General features: G+C 52.7%; 15 protein-coding genes and 2 tRNA genes. 7 read left to right on the top strand and 10 right to left on the bottom strand.

Annotation, left to right across the window (positions count from 1 at the left end; all coding sequences use genetic code 11):
- Nucleotides 1-4: 4 nt before the first annotated feature.
- From H5P17_RS10940 to H5P17_RS10950, 3 genes are all read right to left on the bottom strand, one after another.
- Nucleotides 5-1066 (bottom strand): ABC transporter ATP-binding protein, encoded by a 1062-nt coding sequence (locus tag H5P17_RS10940; protein WP_044552333.1) that lies wholly within the window; start codon nucleotides 1064-1066, stop codon nucleotides 5-7.
- On the bottom strand, nucleotides 1063-3291 hold the full coding sequence (locus H5P17_RS10945; RefSeq protein WP_182822862.1) for an iron ABC transporter permease: 2229 nt from the start codon (nucleotides 3289-3291) through the stop codon (nucleotides 1063-1065). The genes H5P17_RS10940 and H5P17_RS10945 overlap by 4 nt, the downstream gene beginning before the upstream one ends.
- 106 nt (nucleotides 3292-3397) lie before the next feature.
- On the bottom strand, nucleotides 3398-4426 hold the full coding sequence (locus H5P17_RS10950; protein ID WP_182822864.1) for an ABC transporter substrate-binding protein: 1029 nt from the start codon (nucleotides 4424-4426) through the stop codon (nucleotides 3398-3400).
- Nucleotides 4427-4633: 207 nt separating this feature from the next.
- Here H5P17_RS10950 and H5P17_RS10955 point away from each other — a divergent pair, with 207 nt between their 5' ends.
- Nucleotides 4634-5686, top strand: a complete 1053-nt coding sequence (locus H5P17_RS10955; protein ID WP_081835861.1) for a LacI family DNA-binding transcriptional regulator — start codon at nucleotides 4634-4636, stop codon at nucleotides 5684-5686.
- A 331-nt stretch (nucleotides 5687-6017) separates the two neighbouring features.
- Here the strand turns inward: H5P17_RS10955 and H5P17_RS10960 are convergent, their stop codons facing one another.
- Nucleotides 6018-7226, bottom strand: coding sequence for an MFS transporter (locus H5P17_RS10960; protein WP_182822866.1), 1209 nt, complete (start codon nucleotides 7224-7226; stop codon nucleotides 6018-6020).
- A gap of 104 nt (nucleotides 7227-7330) precedes the next feature.
- Here H5P17_RS10960 and H5P17_RS10965 point away from each other — a divergent pair, with 104 nt between their 5' ends.
- Nucleotides 7331-8248 carry a LysR family transcriptional regulator gene (locus tag H5P17_RS10965; RefSeq protein WP_182822868.1) on the top strand — a complete coding sequence of 306 codons (918 nt, stop codon included), beginning with the start codon at nucleotides 7331-7333 and terminating at the stop codon, nucleotides 8246-8248.
- Between the two features lie 207 nt (nucleotides 8249-8455).
- Here the strand turns inward: H5P17_RS10965 and H5P17_RS10970 are convergent, their stop codons facing one another.
- The 3 genes from H5P17_RS10970 to H5P17_RS10980 all read right to left on the bottom strand — a co-directional run bounded on the left by H5P17_RS10970 (nucleotide 8456) and on the right by H5P17_RS10980 (nucleotide 11655).
- On the bottom strand, nucleotides 8456-9616 hold the full coding sequence (locus tag H5P17_RS10970) for an MFS transporter (protein WP_182822870.1): 1161 nt from the start codon (nucleotides 9614-9616) through the stop codon (nucleotides 8456-8458).
- Nucleotides 9617-9682: 66 nt separating this feature from the next.
- On the bottom strand, nucleotides 9683-10696 hold the full coding sequence (add, locus tag H5P17_RS10975; protein WP_182822872.1) for an adenosine deaminase: 1014 nt from the start codon (nucleotides 10694-10696) through the stop codon (nucleotides 9683-9685).
- Nucleotides 10693-11655, bottom strand: coding sequence for a nucleoside hydrolase (locus tag H5P17_RS10980; RefSeq protein WP_255477893.1), 963 nt, complete (start codon nucleotides 11653-11655; stop codon nucleotides 10693-10695). Before H5P17_RS10980 ends, add begins: the two co-directional genes overlap by 4 nt.
- Before the next feature lie 232 nt (nucleotides 11656-11887).
- Here H5P17_RS10980 and H5P17_RS10985 point away from each other — a divergent pair, with 232 nt between their 5' ends.
- Both H5P17_RS10985 and H5P17_RS10990 read left to right on the top strand, forming a co-directional pair.
- A complete protein-coding gene (locus tag H5P17_RS10985; RefSeq protein ID WP_182822874.1) occupies nucleotides 11888-12568 on the top strand; it encodes a Crp/Fnr family transcriptional regulator in 681 nt (226 codons plus the stop codon).
- A gap of 581 nt (nucleotides 12569-13149) precedes the next feature.
- A complete protein-coding gene (locus tag H5P17_RS10990; RefSeq protein ID WP_182822875.1) occupies nucleotides 13150-13767 on the top strand; it encodes a dTMP kinase in 618 nt (205 codons plus the stop codon).
- 209 nt (nucleotides 13768-13976) lie between these two features.
- Here H5P17_RS10990 and H5P17_RS10995 read toward each other — a convergent pair.
- Together H5P17_RS10995 and mtfA are read right to left on the bottom strand one after the other, a co-directional pair.
- Nucleotides 13977-14052 (bottom strand) — tRNA-Asn (locus tag H5P17_RS10995).
- A 101-nt stretch (nucleotides 14053-14153) separates the two neighbouring features.
- Nucleotides 14154-14942, bottom strand: a complete 789-nt coding sequence (gene mtfA, locus H5P17_RS11000; protein WP_182822877.1) for a DgsA anti-repressor MtfA — start codon at nucleotides 14940-14942, stop codon at nucleotides 14154-14156.
- A 92-nt stretch (nucleotides 14943-15034) separates the two neighbouring features.
- Here mtfA and H5P17_RS11005 point away from each other — a divergent pair.
- A tRNA-Ser gene (locus tag H5P17_RS11005) sits at nucleotides 15035-15124 on the top strand.
- Nucleotides 15125-15209: 85 nt separating this feature from the next.
- Here the strand turns inward: H5P17_RS11005 and H5P17_RS11010 are convergent.
- On the bottom strand, nucleotides 15210-16172 hold the full coding sequence (locus H5P17_RS11010; protein ID WP_044552309.1) for a GlxA family transcriptional regulator: 963 nt from the start codon (nucleotides 16170-16172) through the stop codon (nucleotides 15210-15212).
- Nucleotides 16173-16334: 162 nt separating this feature from the next.
- Here H5P17_RS11010 and H5P17_RS11015 point away from each other — a divergent pair, with 162 nt between their 5' ends.
- Nucleotides 16335-17021 (top strand): cysteine hydrolase family protein, encoded by a 687-nt coding sequence (locus tag H5P17_RS11015; protein WP_182822879.1) that lies wholly within the window; start codon nucleotides 16335-16337, stop codon nucleotides 17019-17021.
- 233 nt (nucleotides 17022-17254) lie between these two features.
- Nucleotides 17255-18235 carry an AraC family transcriptional regulator gene (locus H5P17_RS11020; RefSeq protein ID WP_182822881.1) on the top strand — a complete coding sequence of 327 codons (981 nt, stop codon included), beginning with the start codon at nucleotides 17255-17257 and terminating at the stop codon, nucleotides 18233-18235.
- Nucleotides 18236-18316 lie beyond the last annotated feature (81 nt).

An 18316-nucleotide genomic window follows, 5' to 3' on the forward strand; every position in this document is an offset into this window, starting at 1 on the left:
AGGATCACTGGGCAATCAGTGCCAGACCCTGAGTTTTGAAGTCAATGGCCACGCGGGTGGTCGGTGCCAGTTGGCGCTCCATCTGCACATCGACAATAAACAGCGCGCCGAGATCGGTTTTTACTTCATATTCGATATGGTCCCCAAGCCAGGTGCTGTGGGTGACTTCACCGTTCAAGGCGCCGCTTTGCTCCGGCAGCAGGGTAATGAACTGTGGGCGCACCGACAGTTGCGCTGCGCCGGGACGCGCCTTGGCACCCGGTACCCGGTACTGGCGGCTGCCGAGGGTGATCAGCGCTTCCCCGCCTTCCACTTGTTCTATGTCACAGGGCAGGATATTGGCTTCGCCCATAAAGTCGGCGATAAACACCGACGCCGGCGAGTGGTAAAGCTCCTGCGGCGCACCCTGCTGGGCAATATGCCCTTCTTTCATGACGATAATCTTATCGGAGACCGCCAGGGCTTCTTCCTGATCGTGGGTGACGTACACCGCGGTAAAGCCGAGGCGCTGCTGCAAATCGCGGATCTCGGTGCGGACACGGCGACGCAGCCGTTCGTCGAGGTTGGATAAGGGTTCGTCGAGCAGCAGCACCTGCGGTTCCAACACCAGGGCACGCGCCACGGCGATGCGCTGTTGCTGGCCGCCGGACAGCTCAGAGGGCAGGCGTTGGCCCATGCTTTCCAGACCGACCAGTTTCAGCCCTTCACGGGCCCGATCCTGCGCCTCCTTACGCGACAGGCCGCTGGCCAGCAGGCCGTACATCACGTTATCCAGAGAGTTCATGTGCGGGAACAGCGCGTAGGATTGAAACACCATCGCGACGTCACGTTCGTTGGCGGGCAGGTGTGTGACTTCCTTGCCGCCAATCAGAATACGGCCTGAGGTCGGGTGTTCCAGGCCGGCCAGCAGACGCAGGGTGGTGGTCTTGCCGCAGCCGGAAGGCCCGAGCAGCGTCACCAGCGTGCCGGGCTCGACGGTGAGTGAAAGCCCGGGCAAGGCGGTGAAATCGGCAAACTGTTTGGTGACGTTCTCAAACACCACCGAGCCGGAACGAATGGCAGTCATACGGCATTCTCCTGATGTAGGGCCGGTGGAGGCGTCACCGGCGGTGTGGCAATACGGATGGCGCGGCGCAGGCGACGTTCGCCCACCAGCAGCTGGAAAGTGAGGATCACCGCCAGCATCACCACGATAAGCACGGAGGAGTAGGCGATGGCCACGCCGTATTCCCCGTTTTCGACCAGCCCGACGATGTAGGAGGTGGCCATGTTGTACTGGGCGCTGACCAGGAAAATCACCGCGCTGATGGAGGTGATCGCGCGCACAAAGGCGTAAACCAGCGCCGCGCTGATGGCCGGTTTCAACAGCGGCAGGATCACTTTACGCAGGGTGCGGTAACTGCTGGCGCGCAGGGTCAGCGAGGCTTCATCCAGGCTGCGATCCAGTTGGCTCATGGCGGCGATCCCGCCCCGAACGCCGACCGGCATATTGCGGAACACAAAGCAGGCGACCAGGATCAGGGCGGTGCCGGTGATTTCCAGCGGCGGCAGGTTGTAGGCCATGATGTAACTGACGCCGATCACCGTGCCGGGGATGGCAAAGCTGAGCATCAGCATAAACTCGAAGGTCTGGCGACCGGCGAACTTCTGCCGCACGATCAGCCAGGCGGTGAGCAAGCCGACGATGGCCGTGAGCGGCGCGGCGATCAGGGCAATTTCCAACGTGGTCCAGAACGAGTTCCAGGCGACGCCAGTCCAGACGATTTGGCCGCTGTTCCAGTGGAAACCAAAGGCGCGAGCGTAATGGCCCAGCGTCAGGCTGCTGTCGAGTCCCCATGACTGCACGAAGCCGCCGATCAGGATCATGCCGTAGATGACCAGCGTGAACAGGCCCCAGGGGATCACCAACGCGTATACGCCGTAGCGCAAACCCCGCGGCAATCCACAGTGGGTGCCGGAATCCCCTTTGCCGGTAACGGTGGCGAAGCTTTTTCCTGCCAACCACAGGCGCTGTAAAATAAAGGCGCTGAGGGTAAAGCACAGCAGGATAATCGCCAGCACGGCGGCGCGGCTCGGATCGTTTTGCGCGCCGACCACCGAGAAGAAGATTTCGGTCGACAGTACGCCGTGGCTGCCGCCCAGCACCATGGGGTTACCGAAGTCCGCCATGCTTTCGATAAAGCTGATCAGGAAGGCGTTAGCCAGCCCGGGCGCCATCAGCGGCAGGGAAACGTAGCGGAAAGTGCGCCAGCGGTTGGCGCGCAGCGTTTGCGAAGCCTCTTCCAGCGAGGGGCTGACGCCTTCCACCACGCCAATCAAAACCAGAAAGGCAATCGGGGTAAAGGAGAGCACCTGAGCAATCCAGATGCCGGTCAGGCCATAAAGCCAGCGGCCGGGCTCAATGCCGAACACCCCGGCGAGCAGCTCGGTCACCACCCCGGCACGGCCAAACAGCAGCATCAGCGCCAGGCCGATCACGAACGGCGGCGTAATGATCGGCAGTACCGTCAACATACGCAGCCCTTTTTTGAACGGCAGCGGCGTACGGGTGGCAGCCAGGGCAAAAGCCAGGCCGAGCAGCGTGGATCCGCTGGCGGTCATCAGCGCCAGCGTCAGAGTGCGCCAGGCGGTGCCGCAACTGCCGCCCTTCAGGCAGCTCAGGCTCCAAATGGCCGGATCCTGCATATTGGCGATCAGGCCGTCTGGCTTGAACGATCCGTCCACGTCCTGCACCGAGGCGACAAACATGCTCAGTACCGGGTAAAGCACGAAGGTGGTGACCAGCGCGACCAGCAGCACAATGGCGGCGACCACAAAGGCATCGCCCTTGAGCACGCCGCGTTCGGCAAGCGCGAAAGAGAACAGCAGCAAAAATGTGGTGATCAGTAAAATAGCGCCGGCGCCAAAGGCGGGCTGGCCGTCGCTGAGTGCGCCGAACAGGTGTTCGCTCCACTGCCAGTTCCAGCCGCTGTAACCAATGGCATGGCCTTCAAACAGCAGAAAGACCACGCCGATCAGGCTGGCAGCGGTCAGCAACTGCGAGCGAAAACGGCCAATTTGCAGCAGGCGAGCTAAGGCGCAAACCAGCAGCATCAGCAGGGCAACCGCCAGCCAGGGGCGTTGAAACGTCAGTATTTGCCACAGCGCGGGTGCACTCGCCTGATCCTGCCACAGCGTACTTAGCCAGCCAAAGTCGAAGAACCCGGCTTCCTGGCTGTACCAGGGCAGCACCAACAGTGCCAGTGCGCCCAGCACGAGGGCCCCGTCAAGGCGGCGGTTTTGAGCATTCATCTTAACCTCGAGAGTTCATATGTCCTTCACCGCGCCCTGCATGGGCGAGCGTGACCTCGCCCGATTTATTGCAGAGCGCATCGCATGCGTGAGGGAAGGGCTTGAATTACTGGGCGCTGGCGCCGATCTCTTTATCCCAACGGCTGAGCAGGGCCTTGCGTTTTTCTGTCGCGCCGTAGGTTTTAAAGTCGTAATCGATCAGTTTGATGTTCTCGAAGCGCGGTGCGTATTCGGAAATAGCCGCGTTGCGATTTGACGGCAACTGGAAGGATTTGGCGTCTTTCATGTGCGATTGGGCGTCGGCGCTGAGCGCCCAGTCGTACCACACTTTGGCTTCCTTGAGGTTGCGCGCGCCTTTCACGATCGACATGGAGCCAATTTCAAACCCGGTCCCTTCGCAAGGGGCAACCGCCTTGATCGGGAAGCCATCTACCTGCATCGCGACGGCATCGTGCATAAAGACTATGCCGACGGTGGTTTCGCCGCGCGCCGCCGCTTTCACCGGGGCCGAGCCGGATTTGGTGTACTGCGAAATATTGGCGTTAAGCTTTTTCAGGTAGTCGAAGGCCGGCTCTTCCCCCATGATTTGCACCAGGGTGGCGAGGGTGTTGTAAGCGGTGCCGGAAGAGTTCGGGTTGGCCATTTGGATTTCGCCTTTGTAAGCCGGATCCAGCAGATCGCTCCAGCAGGCGGGCACCTGGAGTTTTTTCTCTGCCAGCAGCTTGGTGTTGTAACCCCAGCCCAGCGCCCCGGCGTAGACGCCGACGGTTCGGTAGCCGGCACTTTCCGCCTGTTTGCGCGCCCAGTCGTGCTGTTGGTCCAGCAGCGGTGACTGGTAAGGCTGGGTTAGCCCCTCGTCGGCGGCCTGCATATGTGGATCGCCGGTACCTGCCCACCAAATATCGGTGCGCGGATTGCGGGCTTCGGTACGAATACGTGCATAGGCTTCCCCGGCGGAGAGGCGCACCATACTGACTTTGATATCCGGGTGCTGTTTCTCAAACAAATTGGTCATTTGCTCACAGACCACCACGTCGGCGGAGCAGATCATATTCAGTTTCCCGGCAGCCTGAGCTGGCAGGGCAGAGAGTGCTGTGCCGGCGGCGAGGACCGCCATCAGAGTAACGCGTTGCATGGTGTTCTCCTTGGTTGTGTAGGGTGGCGATACGTTGTCGCCTATTCTTTTTGCACGTGTGTGCAAATAACTAGAGGATAAAAATTGTGCTGTCAATCGCGTGATGAAACAATTCAACCTACCCGTCACAAAAATGAAACAAAATGACCGCTAAAAATTTGCACAGCTTTGCAAAATGCGGCAAACTTTTCTCAGAGCGCGTAACGGATGGAAGTGAAGATGGCGATGGACAAGGCGATGATCAGTGCAAAAGACGTGGCGGAACTGGCCGGAGTCTCCCGTTCGGCGGTCTCGCGGACCTATACACCCGGCGCCAGCGTGTCGGCGGCAACCCGTGAAAGGGTGATGCGGGCGGCCGAGGAACTGGGTTATCACGTTAACCATTTGGCGCGGGGACTGGTACGCAACCGCAGCGGCATTGTCTGCCTGATCGTTTCGGAGCTGGCGACGCCTTATCGAGCCAGCCTGGTGCGATTGTTGACCCAGCATCTGCAGGATGCGGGGAAAATCGCCATGTTGATCAACACCGATCGTTCCGATGACAGCGTGTCCCAGGCATTGCAGCAGGCGATTAACTTCCGCGCAGATGCTTCTTTTGTGCTCTCCGGCATGCCGGACAGCGGCATTGCCCGCCTGTGCCACAAGCACGGCCAGCGGCTGGTGCTGATCAACCGCAACGATACCTTGCCCGGCTCGCTCAGCATCCGGCTGGATAACGAAGAGGCGGCCGGCAGGGTGGTAATGGCGTTTGCCCGAGCGGGCTGCCGACGCATCGCCTTCGCCAACTCTTTGGCCGGTACGCCTAGCCTGATGGCTCGTGAACGCGGTTTTCTCCAGGCGGCGGAAGCGGCAGGGCTGCAGGTGAGCGTCGAGCGGTTTGGCACCACCTCTTATGAGAGCGGCCAGATCCTGGCGCACCGTTTGCTGACCCGACGTGAACGGCCTGACGCGGTATTCTGCGTCACCGATTTGCTGGCCTGCGGTTTTATGGACGAGGCACGCCATCGTTTTGGGCTGCGCATTCCGGAAGATCTTTGCGTTGCGGGTTACGACGATATTCCGCAGGCGGCGTGGTCTTCTTATAACCTCACCACCTTTACCCAGCCGGTGGCGTTATTTGCTCAGGATGCGGTTTCCTGGCTGATGGCGCAAGAGCAGAAGGAAGAGAATACGATGCCGGCGCTGGGCCAGGAAATGCCGGGTGAAACCCGGCTGTATCATGCTGATTTCGTCTGGCGCGGCACCATCCGCGGCGGCTGAGTGTCCTTATTTCAGATTGCGCATGGCGCGTTGGCAGATCCGACGGGTCGCTGCGGACGGGGGGCCTGTAGCCATTCCTGACACAAACCCGATACCCATTCTGGCCGCTGTTTCAGCTCGGCAATGTGAGCGCGCCAAACGCCACGGGGGTACAGTGTCTCGCTGATGAAGCGGCACAAACGTTCGGAAGGCGAATCAGTCCAGATCACCAGGTGTTGGATAGCGTTATCTAAAGTGCGGGCAAAGAAGGGTTACATAGCGTTCGTAACGATGATGTGATTAATCTTCGCCGCTTAGGATACATGTCCGCTTATGCAAAGCGGACGTTATGCTAATCAATGATGAGGTGGTCAGGCTGAGTAGTACGTTTAGCCAGTTTCTTTTGAAGTATTATGACCATTACGGGAAATCCAGATGCGGCTAATGCACTGACAACTAACAGTCTGTTCAGATTTTGCGTTGTTATTCCCTGGTCAGGTAGCAATAAGGAAGACAGAAAGAATGCGAGAGTTGTTATCAGGGACATAATTGCTGTTTGTAGTGAAGAAAAACCGGCTCGTTGTTCATCCTCAGGATAGTGGACAGCAACCGACGAAGCGGAAACAAGTCGGCTATATGAGGCTCCAAGAAATAAGGTAATAAATAGAACTGCATTATGATAGCCCATCGCAGGAATCAGCAAACTTGCCAAAAAGAACAGAGTTGAAATTGTTGCCAACATAAGAGCAGATAAGCGTGATGTTAGAACACCTGTTATTTTTGTAGAAAGATAACCTGCAACACCTCCACTTAAGAATAATAAAGGTAATAGGTCTTGCTGTGCTCCCATAGAGTGCATCATTAATGGAGTCAAAATGGGAATAATTAGCATTGGACTAAATTGTACTATTGCAGTACAAGAGGCGAAAAGTAAGGTTTGGGTATCAATAGATAGATTACGCCTCACGCTTGATGGAACCGTATCCTTGGGGATAATAAATACTATCAACGGTAAAGACAGTAGGCAAAGTGAACTGATTAACCATAGCGCAGTATGCCAACCATAGTGTATACACAAAAATAATATAGCTGGCATGCCGACGATACTCACCATCGAGAATGATGCGATCACCGTTGCCAGCATCTTTCCACGTAAGTTAGCTGGGGCATAATTGATCAAAATGCTCGTGCCTACCCCCATTGTGGTTCCGCCAATCAATCCTGCGAAAAATCGTAGTGCGAGCAAAGTGTCAAAATGAGTAGTGAGTGTGGAGAAAAATGTTAATACTGCCAACAGCACCATATTATTGACCAGGAATTGTTTTTTATTAAACCGGTCGATCATATAAAAAGCAACAATTCCAGAAAGGACGGCACCCAGTGTGTACATACCAGAAACATAGCCAGAAAATGACACAGGAACCGAAAATTCGGCTGCCATAAAAGTAAACACAGGTGTTAACGCCATATACTCCAGCGCATTAGTGAATTGGATAAAAGCCATAACAATGGCTATCCGCATGAGGGCCTTATAATTAAATGTCTCTGTGACCAGTGGCATAGCAAGCAACCTATGGATAAAAGATGCCCTGAGTGTAACTGCTATCAATGGTGTCTATTATATGGTAGAAATGGCGTTCATTATTATCAAATGTGGGATAGTTGATGCGTTCGGCTCTTGATTTTAATACCCTAAAAGTGTTTGTGGCCGTGGTTGAAAGAGAAAGTTTTGTTGGGGCATCGAAAGTCCTTGAAATGCCGACATCAAATGTGAGCCGTTGTATTTCTCAGTTAGAAGAAAAACTGAATCTTAAGCTTATTGAGCGCAGTACCCGACACATGAAACTCACCCAGGCGGGGCACTTGCTCTATACCCGAGCGAAGCCATTACTGGAGGCGCTTGAGCAAACTGAGACAGAATTAACGTTGCGTCAAATGCAACTCAAGGGGCCATTACGCATCTGTATTCCCAATGAAATAGGTCCTGCATTGCTGGGTTCTATTGTTGCCGATTTCGCCTGTCTGTATCCGGACCTGGAGATCAGCTGTGTCACAAATTTGTCTGGTTTTGAATCCCTGCGTGATGATTTGGATTTAGCTATCATTGTCAGCCGTGGTCAGATGGACGACAGTGACTATATAGCCCGTCATCTCATGACTATCCCTTGCACCATCGTTGCAGCCCCCTCCGTCATTGAGCGTTATGGGACCCCTTCTCATATCCAGCAGTTTGAAGAATTACCCTGTATTACAACGGTAAGTGCACTGAAAGGAGCGCCCTGGCAGTTTGTCAATATAAAGGGGGGATTCGAGACAATAAAGGTTAATGGACATTATCGGGTAAACAGCGGAGAGATGGCTGGTCGAGCTGCGGTATCAGGTGTCGGTTTTGCAATTCTATCGAAACAGGCCTGCCAACCCTACATTAGCGATGGACGGTTAATCGAGGTTAAGTTCGAACAATCGGCAGCCCCATTGCAATTGTTCGCTATTTATTCTGATCGACGTTACTTGCCCGCTAAAACAAGAGCGCTCATTGATTTCATGCACCAGAAATTGAGCAATATACCCTCAGTAACATAAGGCGGCATTGAATCGCTACAGAGTGCCCAGTTGGCACAATGAATCTCCACTTAACGCAGAACGTCCGCTGTTCGCATAGCGGACCTTGCTAAGTTCGTACTGTGCTAACTCTTAGGGAAAAGATCACAGCAACCATCGTCCTCGAGAAAACCTGGGAGAGGGTATGTATTCTCACGCTGGAAAATAAAATGCCTTACAGGGACTGATTTATGGTCGGGGTAGCATAACAAATAACAATAATGACAACAGATGCATAGCCATGACAAAGGCTGCCAGCGCCATCAGACCATGAGTAATAAATTCTGCGCTCACAAGTGACCCCAGTGTCACCATAGTAAAAGTGAAAAACGCAATCAGAGCGGCCCCTCTTGCATTATTGTCTCCTGAAATCACAATACCAAGGTAAAATCCAGTCGGGCCTCTCAGACCAATTGCAATCCCCATGGGGGCAAACAGCGCTGCTAAAACATAGGTGCCAGTGCCATTCAGCATGCCATATCCGGTCAGTGCGATGGCACTTGATAAGGCCAGACATGTACCTACCATGATGACTTTATCTGCACCGTATTTTTCTGCCAGCCTTGGGGAGAGATTAGCAGCCACGATGTATCCAGCAATATTGGTGACCTGCATGATGATAAAATCGTTGAGGGTACCGTGCATCGTCAGCGTGATAACCGTTGGCGCGCCAAAAACAAATGTGATCATCCCTCCTACCGTCAGAGCATGAGTCAGCGCATAACGCAGGTAAATAGGATTTCGCAATAAACTTGTGAAATCCCCTGAGGAACGGTGACGGTGGTGCCTCTCAGGAAGCTCCTGAATCATTACCATTCCAGCCGCAGCGGCAGTCAGTATCGCCAGCAGCTTGAACGAAATGCTCCAGTCAAATAAAGCCAGTAATATGACCCCAACCAGTGGAGCAGCGGCCGGAACCAGTGCCTGAAGACTCCCCAAAAGGCCAATAGCCCGGGCGGTTCTTCGCTCATCAAATAACTCCCTGATAAAGCCAGGAATGAATACCGGTGCTGCTGCTGAAGCTATTCCTTGGACAAACCGGATGGCTACCAATACGGATATACTAGGTGAATATGCGCATCCGAACGAAGCCAGTGAGAAAATAAACAATGCAGAACAAAGTAGTTTCTTTCTGCTGAAATAATCGGAAAGACGGCCAAATAATAATAAGCCACAGGCATTGCCCCCCACATAGGCAGAAAGTATCCACTGAGATACATCTGGTGTGGTATGAAAGACCCTTATCAGTTGCGGAATTGCAGGCAATACAAGATCTGTACCGGCAATGGACGTCATCACACAAAGGACAAGACAAAAAAATATTGGCACCTTTTTCACTTTACTATCCATACCTTATAACGGACAACAGCAGTTTTTTAAAATTAGACTTTAGAAGCAAATCATAAATTTCAGGCTTTAAACTGCGTCATGCTTGTCCAAGAGCGTCTGGCTCACCAGGATTCTTTCAAGGCGTTGTTTGACCCGTGGCAGGGCAAAGGACGCTCGGATAGCGTTCAGATTACAGGTCAGAAACTCCTCGTCCTTCCATCCAAAAATATGATGTAAAAGCTGGTACTCTTCATTCAGCGTTGTATTGGCTACCGTTCTTGCATCCGTGTTGATACTCAGGGAGATCCCTGCATGAAAAAGTGTATTGACAGGATGGTCCCCGATGGACGGATAGATATTACAGACAATGTTACAACCTGGGCACACCTCAAGATGGATGTTATCCCGGAGGAGCCGGTCCAGCGTTGCTTTGTCCTCAACGCTCCTGACACCATGTCCGATACGCGATACGTTCAGGTTATCTAGCGTTTCATTCACACTGGCAAACCCCCGCGCTTCTCCGGCATGAGCAATACAATCCCCACCATGACTCCGGACATAATCAAATGCCTTTATGTGGTTATCCAGAGAATAACGCGCTTCATCCGCCGCCAGATCTAATGCGACAACACCTTTTCCCAGATAGCGGGCTACAAGCCTCGCGGTTTCCAGACTTTGTTGTGCCGTAAAATGACGCAAGGTACACAGGATCAGATTAGCCTCTATACCATATATCTGACTTCTGGCCTGCATGGCTCCCAGAACGGTTTCTACCACCTGCTCGGCCGTCAGGTTCTGGTTCAAATGTAATAGAGGGGCAAAGCGCAATTCAGCATAAATGACACCATCAGCATGTAACTGATCGAAGATATCATCAACCGCCTGACGCAATGCGCAAGTGGTCTGTAATAAATCTAATTGTGGTGTAATTCTGCTTAAGAAATCGCTCAAATCATTACATTTTTCGGGGGCGATAAAATGCGTTCTGAACATTTTGAGATTGAGGGATGGCATAAGCATCCGTGCACAGTGATAACTGATACAGGTATCCAGATGAACGTGTAGTTCAACTTTGGGAATGTTCCGTGCGTCAAAACTCATAAGTTGTTTCCTCCGCATATATTGACAGGATCAGCCAGCAATCTGAATAATTTTTCTTTAAATAGTCCGCTTTTAATTTTGAGTACGATCCTGGCATTGGCGGGATTTCCGGTAAGGTTCGTTGAGTCAATAACATAATGGCCATATGAAGACTGGCTTTTGTACTCTACCCAGGAATAACGGACGAGAGCTTCCTGAATAATGTCGGGATACAATGCCACTGCCATCGTGGTGGGGTCGGGTAAATCGAATCCTTTTCGATCTGTTCTGCCCGCATTAAATTCCATCAGGGTTTTATTGCATCGTACTGTGAAGCGGCCAAGAGGACTCAGCTGGTTCAGATAATCGATATCAAGCTCATTGATAAATGCCTCACCCATGCCTATTTCCCAGCCAACCACGGTGAGCGCTAAACCTGATTTGATAACAATGTCGGCAGCCTCGGCGTCGACATAAAAATTAAACTCAGCGAGAGGTGTTATATTCCCAGGGGTCAGGCCGGCCCCCCCCATAACGTACACATGCTTTATTTTCTCGATGAGCGTGGGTGACTTTAGTACGGCCATCGCCAGGTTGGTCAACGGCCCAAGTGTGACGATCTCCAGTTCACCTGCGTACTTTTCGGCATAGTAAATAATGGCATCAACCGCATGGAGATGTTCCTGTTTCAGAGCGGGTGATGAAATGTCCATATCCCCCATTCCGTCAGCCCCATGGATATGATGTGACACAAAAGGATCTCGCATAAGGGGACGGGTCATTCCTGCATAAACAGGCGGGATATATGTACCGGCTTTTTCAACGCTAACCAGCGCATTACGCACACATTGTTCCAGTTTGCAGTTGCCCGCAACCACCGTGATAGCTTCCACCATTACTGATGGTTCTCGCAAAGCCATCAGTAATGCCACTGCGTCATCAGAAGCCGTATCTGTATCAATAAGTAGTTTTCTCATCATGCCCTCCTGTCTGTGGATGGCCTAACTCTGGCATTAGCCTGATAGCAAAAAAAGGACACATGACCATTTCTTGCTGTCGGTATTGCCGATACAGATGCGACTCAGCTATGCTTCATCGCAAGCATTCATAACCGGCCCATAGCAGGGATATATATTCAGCATTATGTTGACTGGATATCAGGATGGTAGCAAAGCCATTCCGGAACCACCGGATATAACGGGAAAATGTAAGATGAGCATGCCAATTTTAAGAAGTGGTCAGGGCAAAGGACATCACATATTAGACTATCTCCGGTCATTCAGTATTGACACCATAATTCCTGTTGATTTATTGTCGGCAGCGAAGTTGATTACCCTGAATAAGAATAATTTTTTGATTATGCAGAATAGCCGGCCTTTAGGGGTATATCTGCTCGTCGATGGTATGCTTCAGATTAGCCAGTATGACAAAAATGGAGGAAATATTATTTTTACCGTTCAGAACGCATTATCTGTTGTGGGTGACCTGGAATTGTTTTGTGATGAATGCCAGCACAACACATTCAGTACAGTGCAGGCGCTGCAGGCATCACGTGTTATTTTATTTCCGGAACAGGCTTTGCATACTTCTGGCCTGAATGATGCCAGCTTTCTAAAATTTCTGTGCAAGCATCTGGCTAAAAAAGTTTTTGAAACCTCCCAGAATAAAATATCAATGCTGTTGACTGCCACTGAGAGGCTACATCGTTATCTTTATATACAATCAATTATTTATGGGAATAGTTTTCAGTTAATCAAACGTGAGCAACTGGCATCAATGCTGGGCATTTCTGTCAGACAGCTAACGCGTGCGCTGGATAATTTAAACAGAACCGGCATGATCAGCCATAAAAACAAATCTGTGGTCATTCATCAGGCCCCTGATAACCTTTAACCCTTTCCCTGCGGGTTTTGAAATTGTTGCGGCAGCATTAGCTGTACGGTGGCGTTCAGCTGTTGTGGGGAGCGGCAGAACCCTTACGTCGCATGTGAGTACTCTGCTTGGGAAAACTTGATCTATAGTATTTAGTCAAAAGCATCTAAAAGGCAGGAGCTTTTGCCGTATGGATTAATATCAGGTTCTGAGACGTTACAGAATTGATGAACACGGATGTATTACCTCAACGTCTGCTCTTCACTCACAACTGCCCATCAACGCTTGTCTGCTTAAAAAACAGGCGCGGCGTGGGAGGTTTTCCGTTTTGTCAGCGGATCCCTTAAACTACCTCGCGTAGGGCACAACCTATGGGCAATGAACATAAACGGCCGTAATCCTGGGTTTTTAAACGATTGAGTTAGCGCCGTTGTCAGGATATTCATCGCTGTCTGTTGATAAAATCCCTCTATCCGATTCGCGCTGACGCGCCAGATGCCCCGACGACCCAAGAGGGAGGGCAGCTATTCATACCAAGGAAGCAAGATGCTTTTGCCAGATTCAAGCTTTACAAAAACCGTATATCAATCGTCATTTGCAGAATGAGTCGTCAGCTGTTTGTTGCTCTGGATGGCCCCAAGGGAGCCGGTAAAACCACTCTGTTGGAAGCCATTACGAAAGGACTAAGGGCCGACAACAAGAAGGTGATCCGACTTTGCGAGAAAAAAAGCGATCCCTACAGGGCGGAAACCATGGCCCTTGTTAACAAACTCGCCAGAAATCCCACTCTGGATTTAGAACTGGAGGTCTGTGCGCGTTTTGCGGATAGCCGTGCATGGATCTCCCGGCACGTGCTGACTAAACAGCCACCGGACAGCATTATCTTGATGGATCGCTGGTATCCCTCGGATGCCGCGTTTCGTCGGATGGTCCCATTTGAAGAGATTTTACAGCTTAACGTGCAGCGAAACGTGCGAACGCCAGACCTGCATGTCGGGGTTGTTACTGCGCCTGAGATCTCATGGGCGAGGGCGGCGGCTCGGCCGCGTGGGCTAAGCAGTACGGTGATTCATAAGCTGGAAGAGCATGTTGCTTGTACCCATGCGTTCGAGAGAGAAATTGCAAACCACGGCTGGTTTTTATGCCGTAATGAAGGCGCGCTTGAAGACGCAACGATGCAGGTGATTTCTGAGATCTACAGAGTGCCTGGATGCCCATAGTCATCGGTGTGGCGGGCAGAGCTTCCGCCACTCATTACCTGTGTGAGTTTCAGAAAAGCTATAGTGCTTCCTGGCTGAAAGCACTGACGCTATACCTTCAACACCGTTAACGCGGCATCGTTATGGATAAAATCGGATTCTGTCGGAGATTCAATAATCCCGAACAGCAAAAAGCCCGCTTAAGTTTCCTTAAGCGGGCTTCTCTAATATGGCTCCTCTGACTGGACTCGAACCAGTGACATACGGATTAACAGTCCGCCGTTCTACCGACTGAACTACAGAGGAATTGTCTGAACGGGGCGCATCATATCCAGCCACCCAGAGTGTGTCAACGCTAAATTCTCCGATTCGGTTCGACTGCTCAGCATCTGAGCAATGTGGCGAGCTTACGGCCGGTCTACGCCTGCCTCGGCCTGCCAGCGTTGTAAACGCGCCAGCGTATCCTGCTTGTAGAAGCGGCAGAAATGTTGGTACAACGCCGGGAAGCGGTTGGCCAACAGCTCGGGCGCACTGAAAAAATACTCCGACAGAACCGCAAAGCATTCGGCCGGATCGGTGGCGGCGTAGGCATCCATGCTGGCGGCTTCTTCGCCTACCATGTCGATCTCGTCCTGCAGGTTTTCCATTGCGGCGTGCAGATCATGCTCCCAGGCGGCAATGTCGCGCAGCGGAATAGGGGGCACACCGGTGGCACTGCCGCCGTTGCGCATATCCAGCTTGTGCACCGCTTCGTGGATCACCAGGTTAAAACCGGAAAGATCGAACGAGTCCTGCACGTCCTGCCAGTTAAGCACGATCGGCCCCTGTTCCCAGCTTTGACCGGACTGCACCACCGGCCCGGTGTGCACCAGGCCGAAGTCGTCCTGCCATTCGTCTTCGACCACAAAAGGCGTAGGGTAGAGCAGGATCTCGTTGAAACCGTCGAGGCATTCGGCACCCAGCTCAAGCACCGGCAGGGCGAACAGCAGGGCGATGCGCGCCTGCATCTGTGACGTCAACTGCAGCCCCTGCAAGGGGACGATGCTTTTTTGCTGCAAAATCTGCCCGGCAACGGCAATCAGCCGCTGTTGCTCCTGCTCATCCAGGGGAGAAAGCAGGGGGATCGCCAGCGCGTCTTGCCACTGGGCAAGCGTTTCCGCCTGCGGTTGATGCGTTTTCCACGGCCATTTAATCATCGCGTTGCTCGTAAAATCGTCACTTGAACATTCGGCTGGAGGCTAACTCTGTAAAAATGCCGCAAAAAGGGGCATGATAGCAAGCACTTGAAGGAGAGATGCCGGAGCGGCTGAACGGACCAGTCTCGAAAACTGGAGTAGGGGCAACTCTACCGGGGGTTCAAATCCCCCTCTCTCCGCCATTATTCAATCACTTACAGATGATTTTGTCTGTGATCCACGCCTCACCCGTCCTCACGCGATAAAAAATCAACGCTGCCGTCATTCTTAATGATCCGTTACCCGAAACTCTTTGCGATATAAGGATGGGGACGTTTTGAACTGACGTTGAAAATGCCTGCGCATTGACAGCGCGGTGGTGAAACCCGCAGCCTGCGCGATGTGTTCAACCGGCTGGTCAGTTTTCTCCAGAAAACGTTGCGCCATCGCCAGTCGTTGGTTCAACAGCCACTGCATCACGCTGGTGCCGGTGGTTTGCTGAAAACGGCGGGTAAAGCTGCGGCGGCTCATACAGGCTCTTTCCGCCAGTTGGTCCAGCGTCAGCGGCTGCTGCAGATTTTCTGTCGCCCAATTCAGCGTTTGCATAAATCTGTCTCCTCCGGCGGTGTTATACACCGGCTGCTCAATAAACTGCGCCTGACCCCCTTGTCGATGCGGCGGCACCACCAACTGCCGGGCTACCGCATTGGCTGTCTCTGCGCCACAACGCTTGCGTACCAGATGCAGGCAACAGTCGATGCTGGCGGCGGTTCCTGCCGAAGTGACGATATCGCCGTTATCCACGTACAGCACGTTCTTGTCTACGGAAACCTGCGGATAGCGCTGCAGGAACTCAGTCATCCAGCGCCAATGGGTGGTTGCTGGTCGTCCATTGAGCAGGCCGGTCGCCGCCAGGACAAATGCCCCCATGCACAACCCGACCAGAGTGGCACCGCGAGCATGGGCACTGAGCAAGGCATCGATTAACTGCGTCGGCGGCAGGACTTCGGGATCGCTCCAGCTTGGCACTATCACCATATCGGCTTGTGCCAGCGCCGCCAGCCCATATTCCGCGATAATCGAGAAGCCGGCGTTGGTTTTCAATGGCCCAGGCTCGGTGGCGCAAATCAATAATTGATACGCCGGTTCGCCTTTGCCGTTTAACGCCTTCTCAAATACCGCGCAGGGGACCGAAAGGTGAAACGGAATGATATTGTTAAAAACCACGATACCCACTTTAAGTGGCGACATACGGCTTCCTTTGATGATTAAACGTCGGCAGGAAATTTGGCCTGATGGTATCGCTTTTGGGTGCTGTGCTATCTGTTGCTGCGCCCCCAAAACCCACAGAATTTATCCCGACCCTGGCATGATATTGCCTGCTGTTTTCTGCTCGAACAAGGATAAATAAAAATGAAAAAACTGATTGCCTACAGCGCGTTGACGCTCTCGATGGTGGCTTCCAACCTGGCGTTTTCTGCCGACACGCCAACTGCACCGACCATTCGTACCCTCAGTGGTGCCCAGCCTACGCAATCATTATCGGCAACGGCTACAGCCCTGTTAGTGATTGATTATCAAAATGAATATTTTATAGGCAAAATGCCGATCCCCGACGGGATCAAGGCGTTGAAAAATACGCAGCGCTTAGTCAGCTTTGCCCATCAACATAAGATGCCGGTGTTTTTTGTCCGTCACCTTGGCCCGGCGAATGGCCCTTTGTTTGCAGAAGGGAGCAAGTTCGCCGAATTCCATCCGGACCTGCAACCTTCAGGTAACGATCGAACCATTACCAAAGCCACCCCCAGCTCGTTTGTTGGTACCGATTTGGATCGTCAACTTAAGCAGGCCGGTATCAAGCAACTGGTGATCAGCGGTTTGATGACCCATATGTGCGTTTCATCAACGGCGCGCGACGCGGTACCTCTGGGGTATACGGTGATTATTCCTGAAGATGCCACCGCCACCCGCGATCTGGCAACCTGGGACAACCAAATTGTGGATCACGCCGTGCTGCAACGCGCCGCGCTGGCCGGGGTAGCCGATGTGTTTGCCGAAATCAAAACCACCGATCAGGTATTGGCGCTGCCGGTGAATTGACAGATTATCCGCGAATGCCGCTGTCTGTTGAGCACTGCGGCATTCGCGGACCTGAGTTACTGCACACGAAGATAGCGTTTTTTCTCCAGGGTCAGCTATACTCCTCAGCGGGTTTTCCGTCGTACATAACGCTGCTATCAAAGGTCTGCGATGGGCAATTTTTATTGCGCTGGCAGCTGTGCTGCGTGCCAAAACAATTTTTTCGTATGCCTTAATAACAGGTGCGAACGCCGATGACGACTATTACGCCCTCCATCAAGCTTAGAAGCTTTCTCCAGATGGCCCCCTATTTGGCCATGCGGGGCGTATCTTCGTTGGAGTTCTTTCAACGCCTTGGCATTTCGCCAAACATTTTCCAAAACCCCGATATCTGGATCCCGCGATCGGCCTGTTTTCGTATTGCCAATGAAATGGCTGCCATCACGCAGGATCCTTTCGGTGGCGCCTATGTGGGGCACCTGACCGAAATTCGCTCGCTTGGTGTTTGGGGCGAAATGATCATGAACTCAACGAATATCGCCCAGGCCTGTGCGCTGGCTGCAACCCATGCGACCATGCTGCATCAGGGCGGAGAAGTAAAAATTGTCACCGAAGGCCGCACGACAAAACTTATCCACCAGTTCACCGGGCAATATGAAGCCGATCCGAGGCAATTTATCCTCGGCAGTTTGGCGGTGCTCAGAAAAGTCCCGCTGATGTCCGGTGAGCCTTCTTCTATCCGTGTCCATATCAAGTCCTCGCGGGAAAGGGGGGACGACGCGCTTGAAGAGTGCCTGGGGCCAAATCTGGTGATGAATTCGAACTACAACATGATTGAATTCGACCGCGATTTGCTCGAGATCTCGCTGAAAAACATCCGCGATGAAGCCTGGAAAACCACCGAGGCCCTGCGGACGACGGTTGAAACGGCAGGCGCGTTAATCAGGCGGATCGCCGATCCGGAGCAGCCTAAACTTACCGTTATTTCCAAAAGCATCAGGCTGTCACCGCGAACCTTGCAGCGCCGTCTCAAGTATTGCGGTGTCGAATTCGAAGCCCTGCGTGACGAAACCCGTCGTTGCGAAGCTCTGCAGCTAATGGCCAGCGGCAAATACTCGGCGACCGAAATTGCCTATATGGTCGGTTACAGCGATCAGGCACACTTTACCCGCGCCTTTAAACGCTGGACCGGGAGCACACCGTCGTTCTATCGGTCTGCCACCAAGAAGGGGTGACCGCCGCTTTTTCAGAGCCTGTAAACCCGCCGTAGTTTTCTCACTCCCATCTTCCTTATGTTTATCTCCCATCGAATTATC

This window comes from Serratia sp. OS31 (genome assembly GCF_014164835.1).
GTDB classification, from domain to species: Bacteria; Pseudomonadota; Gammaproteobacteria; order Enterobacterales; family Enterobacteriaceae; genus Serratia; species Serratia liquefaciens_A.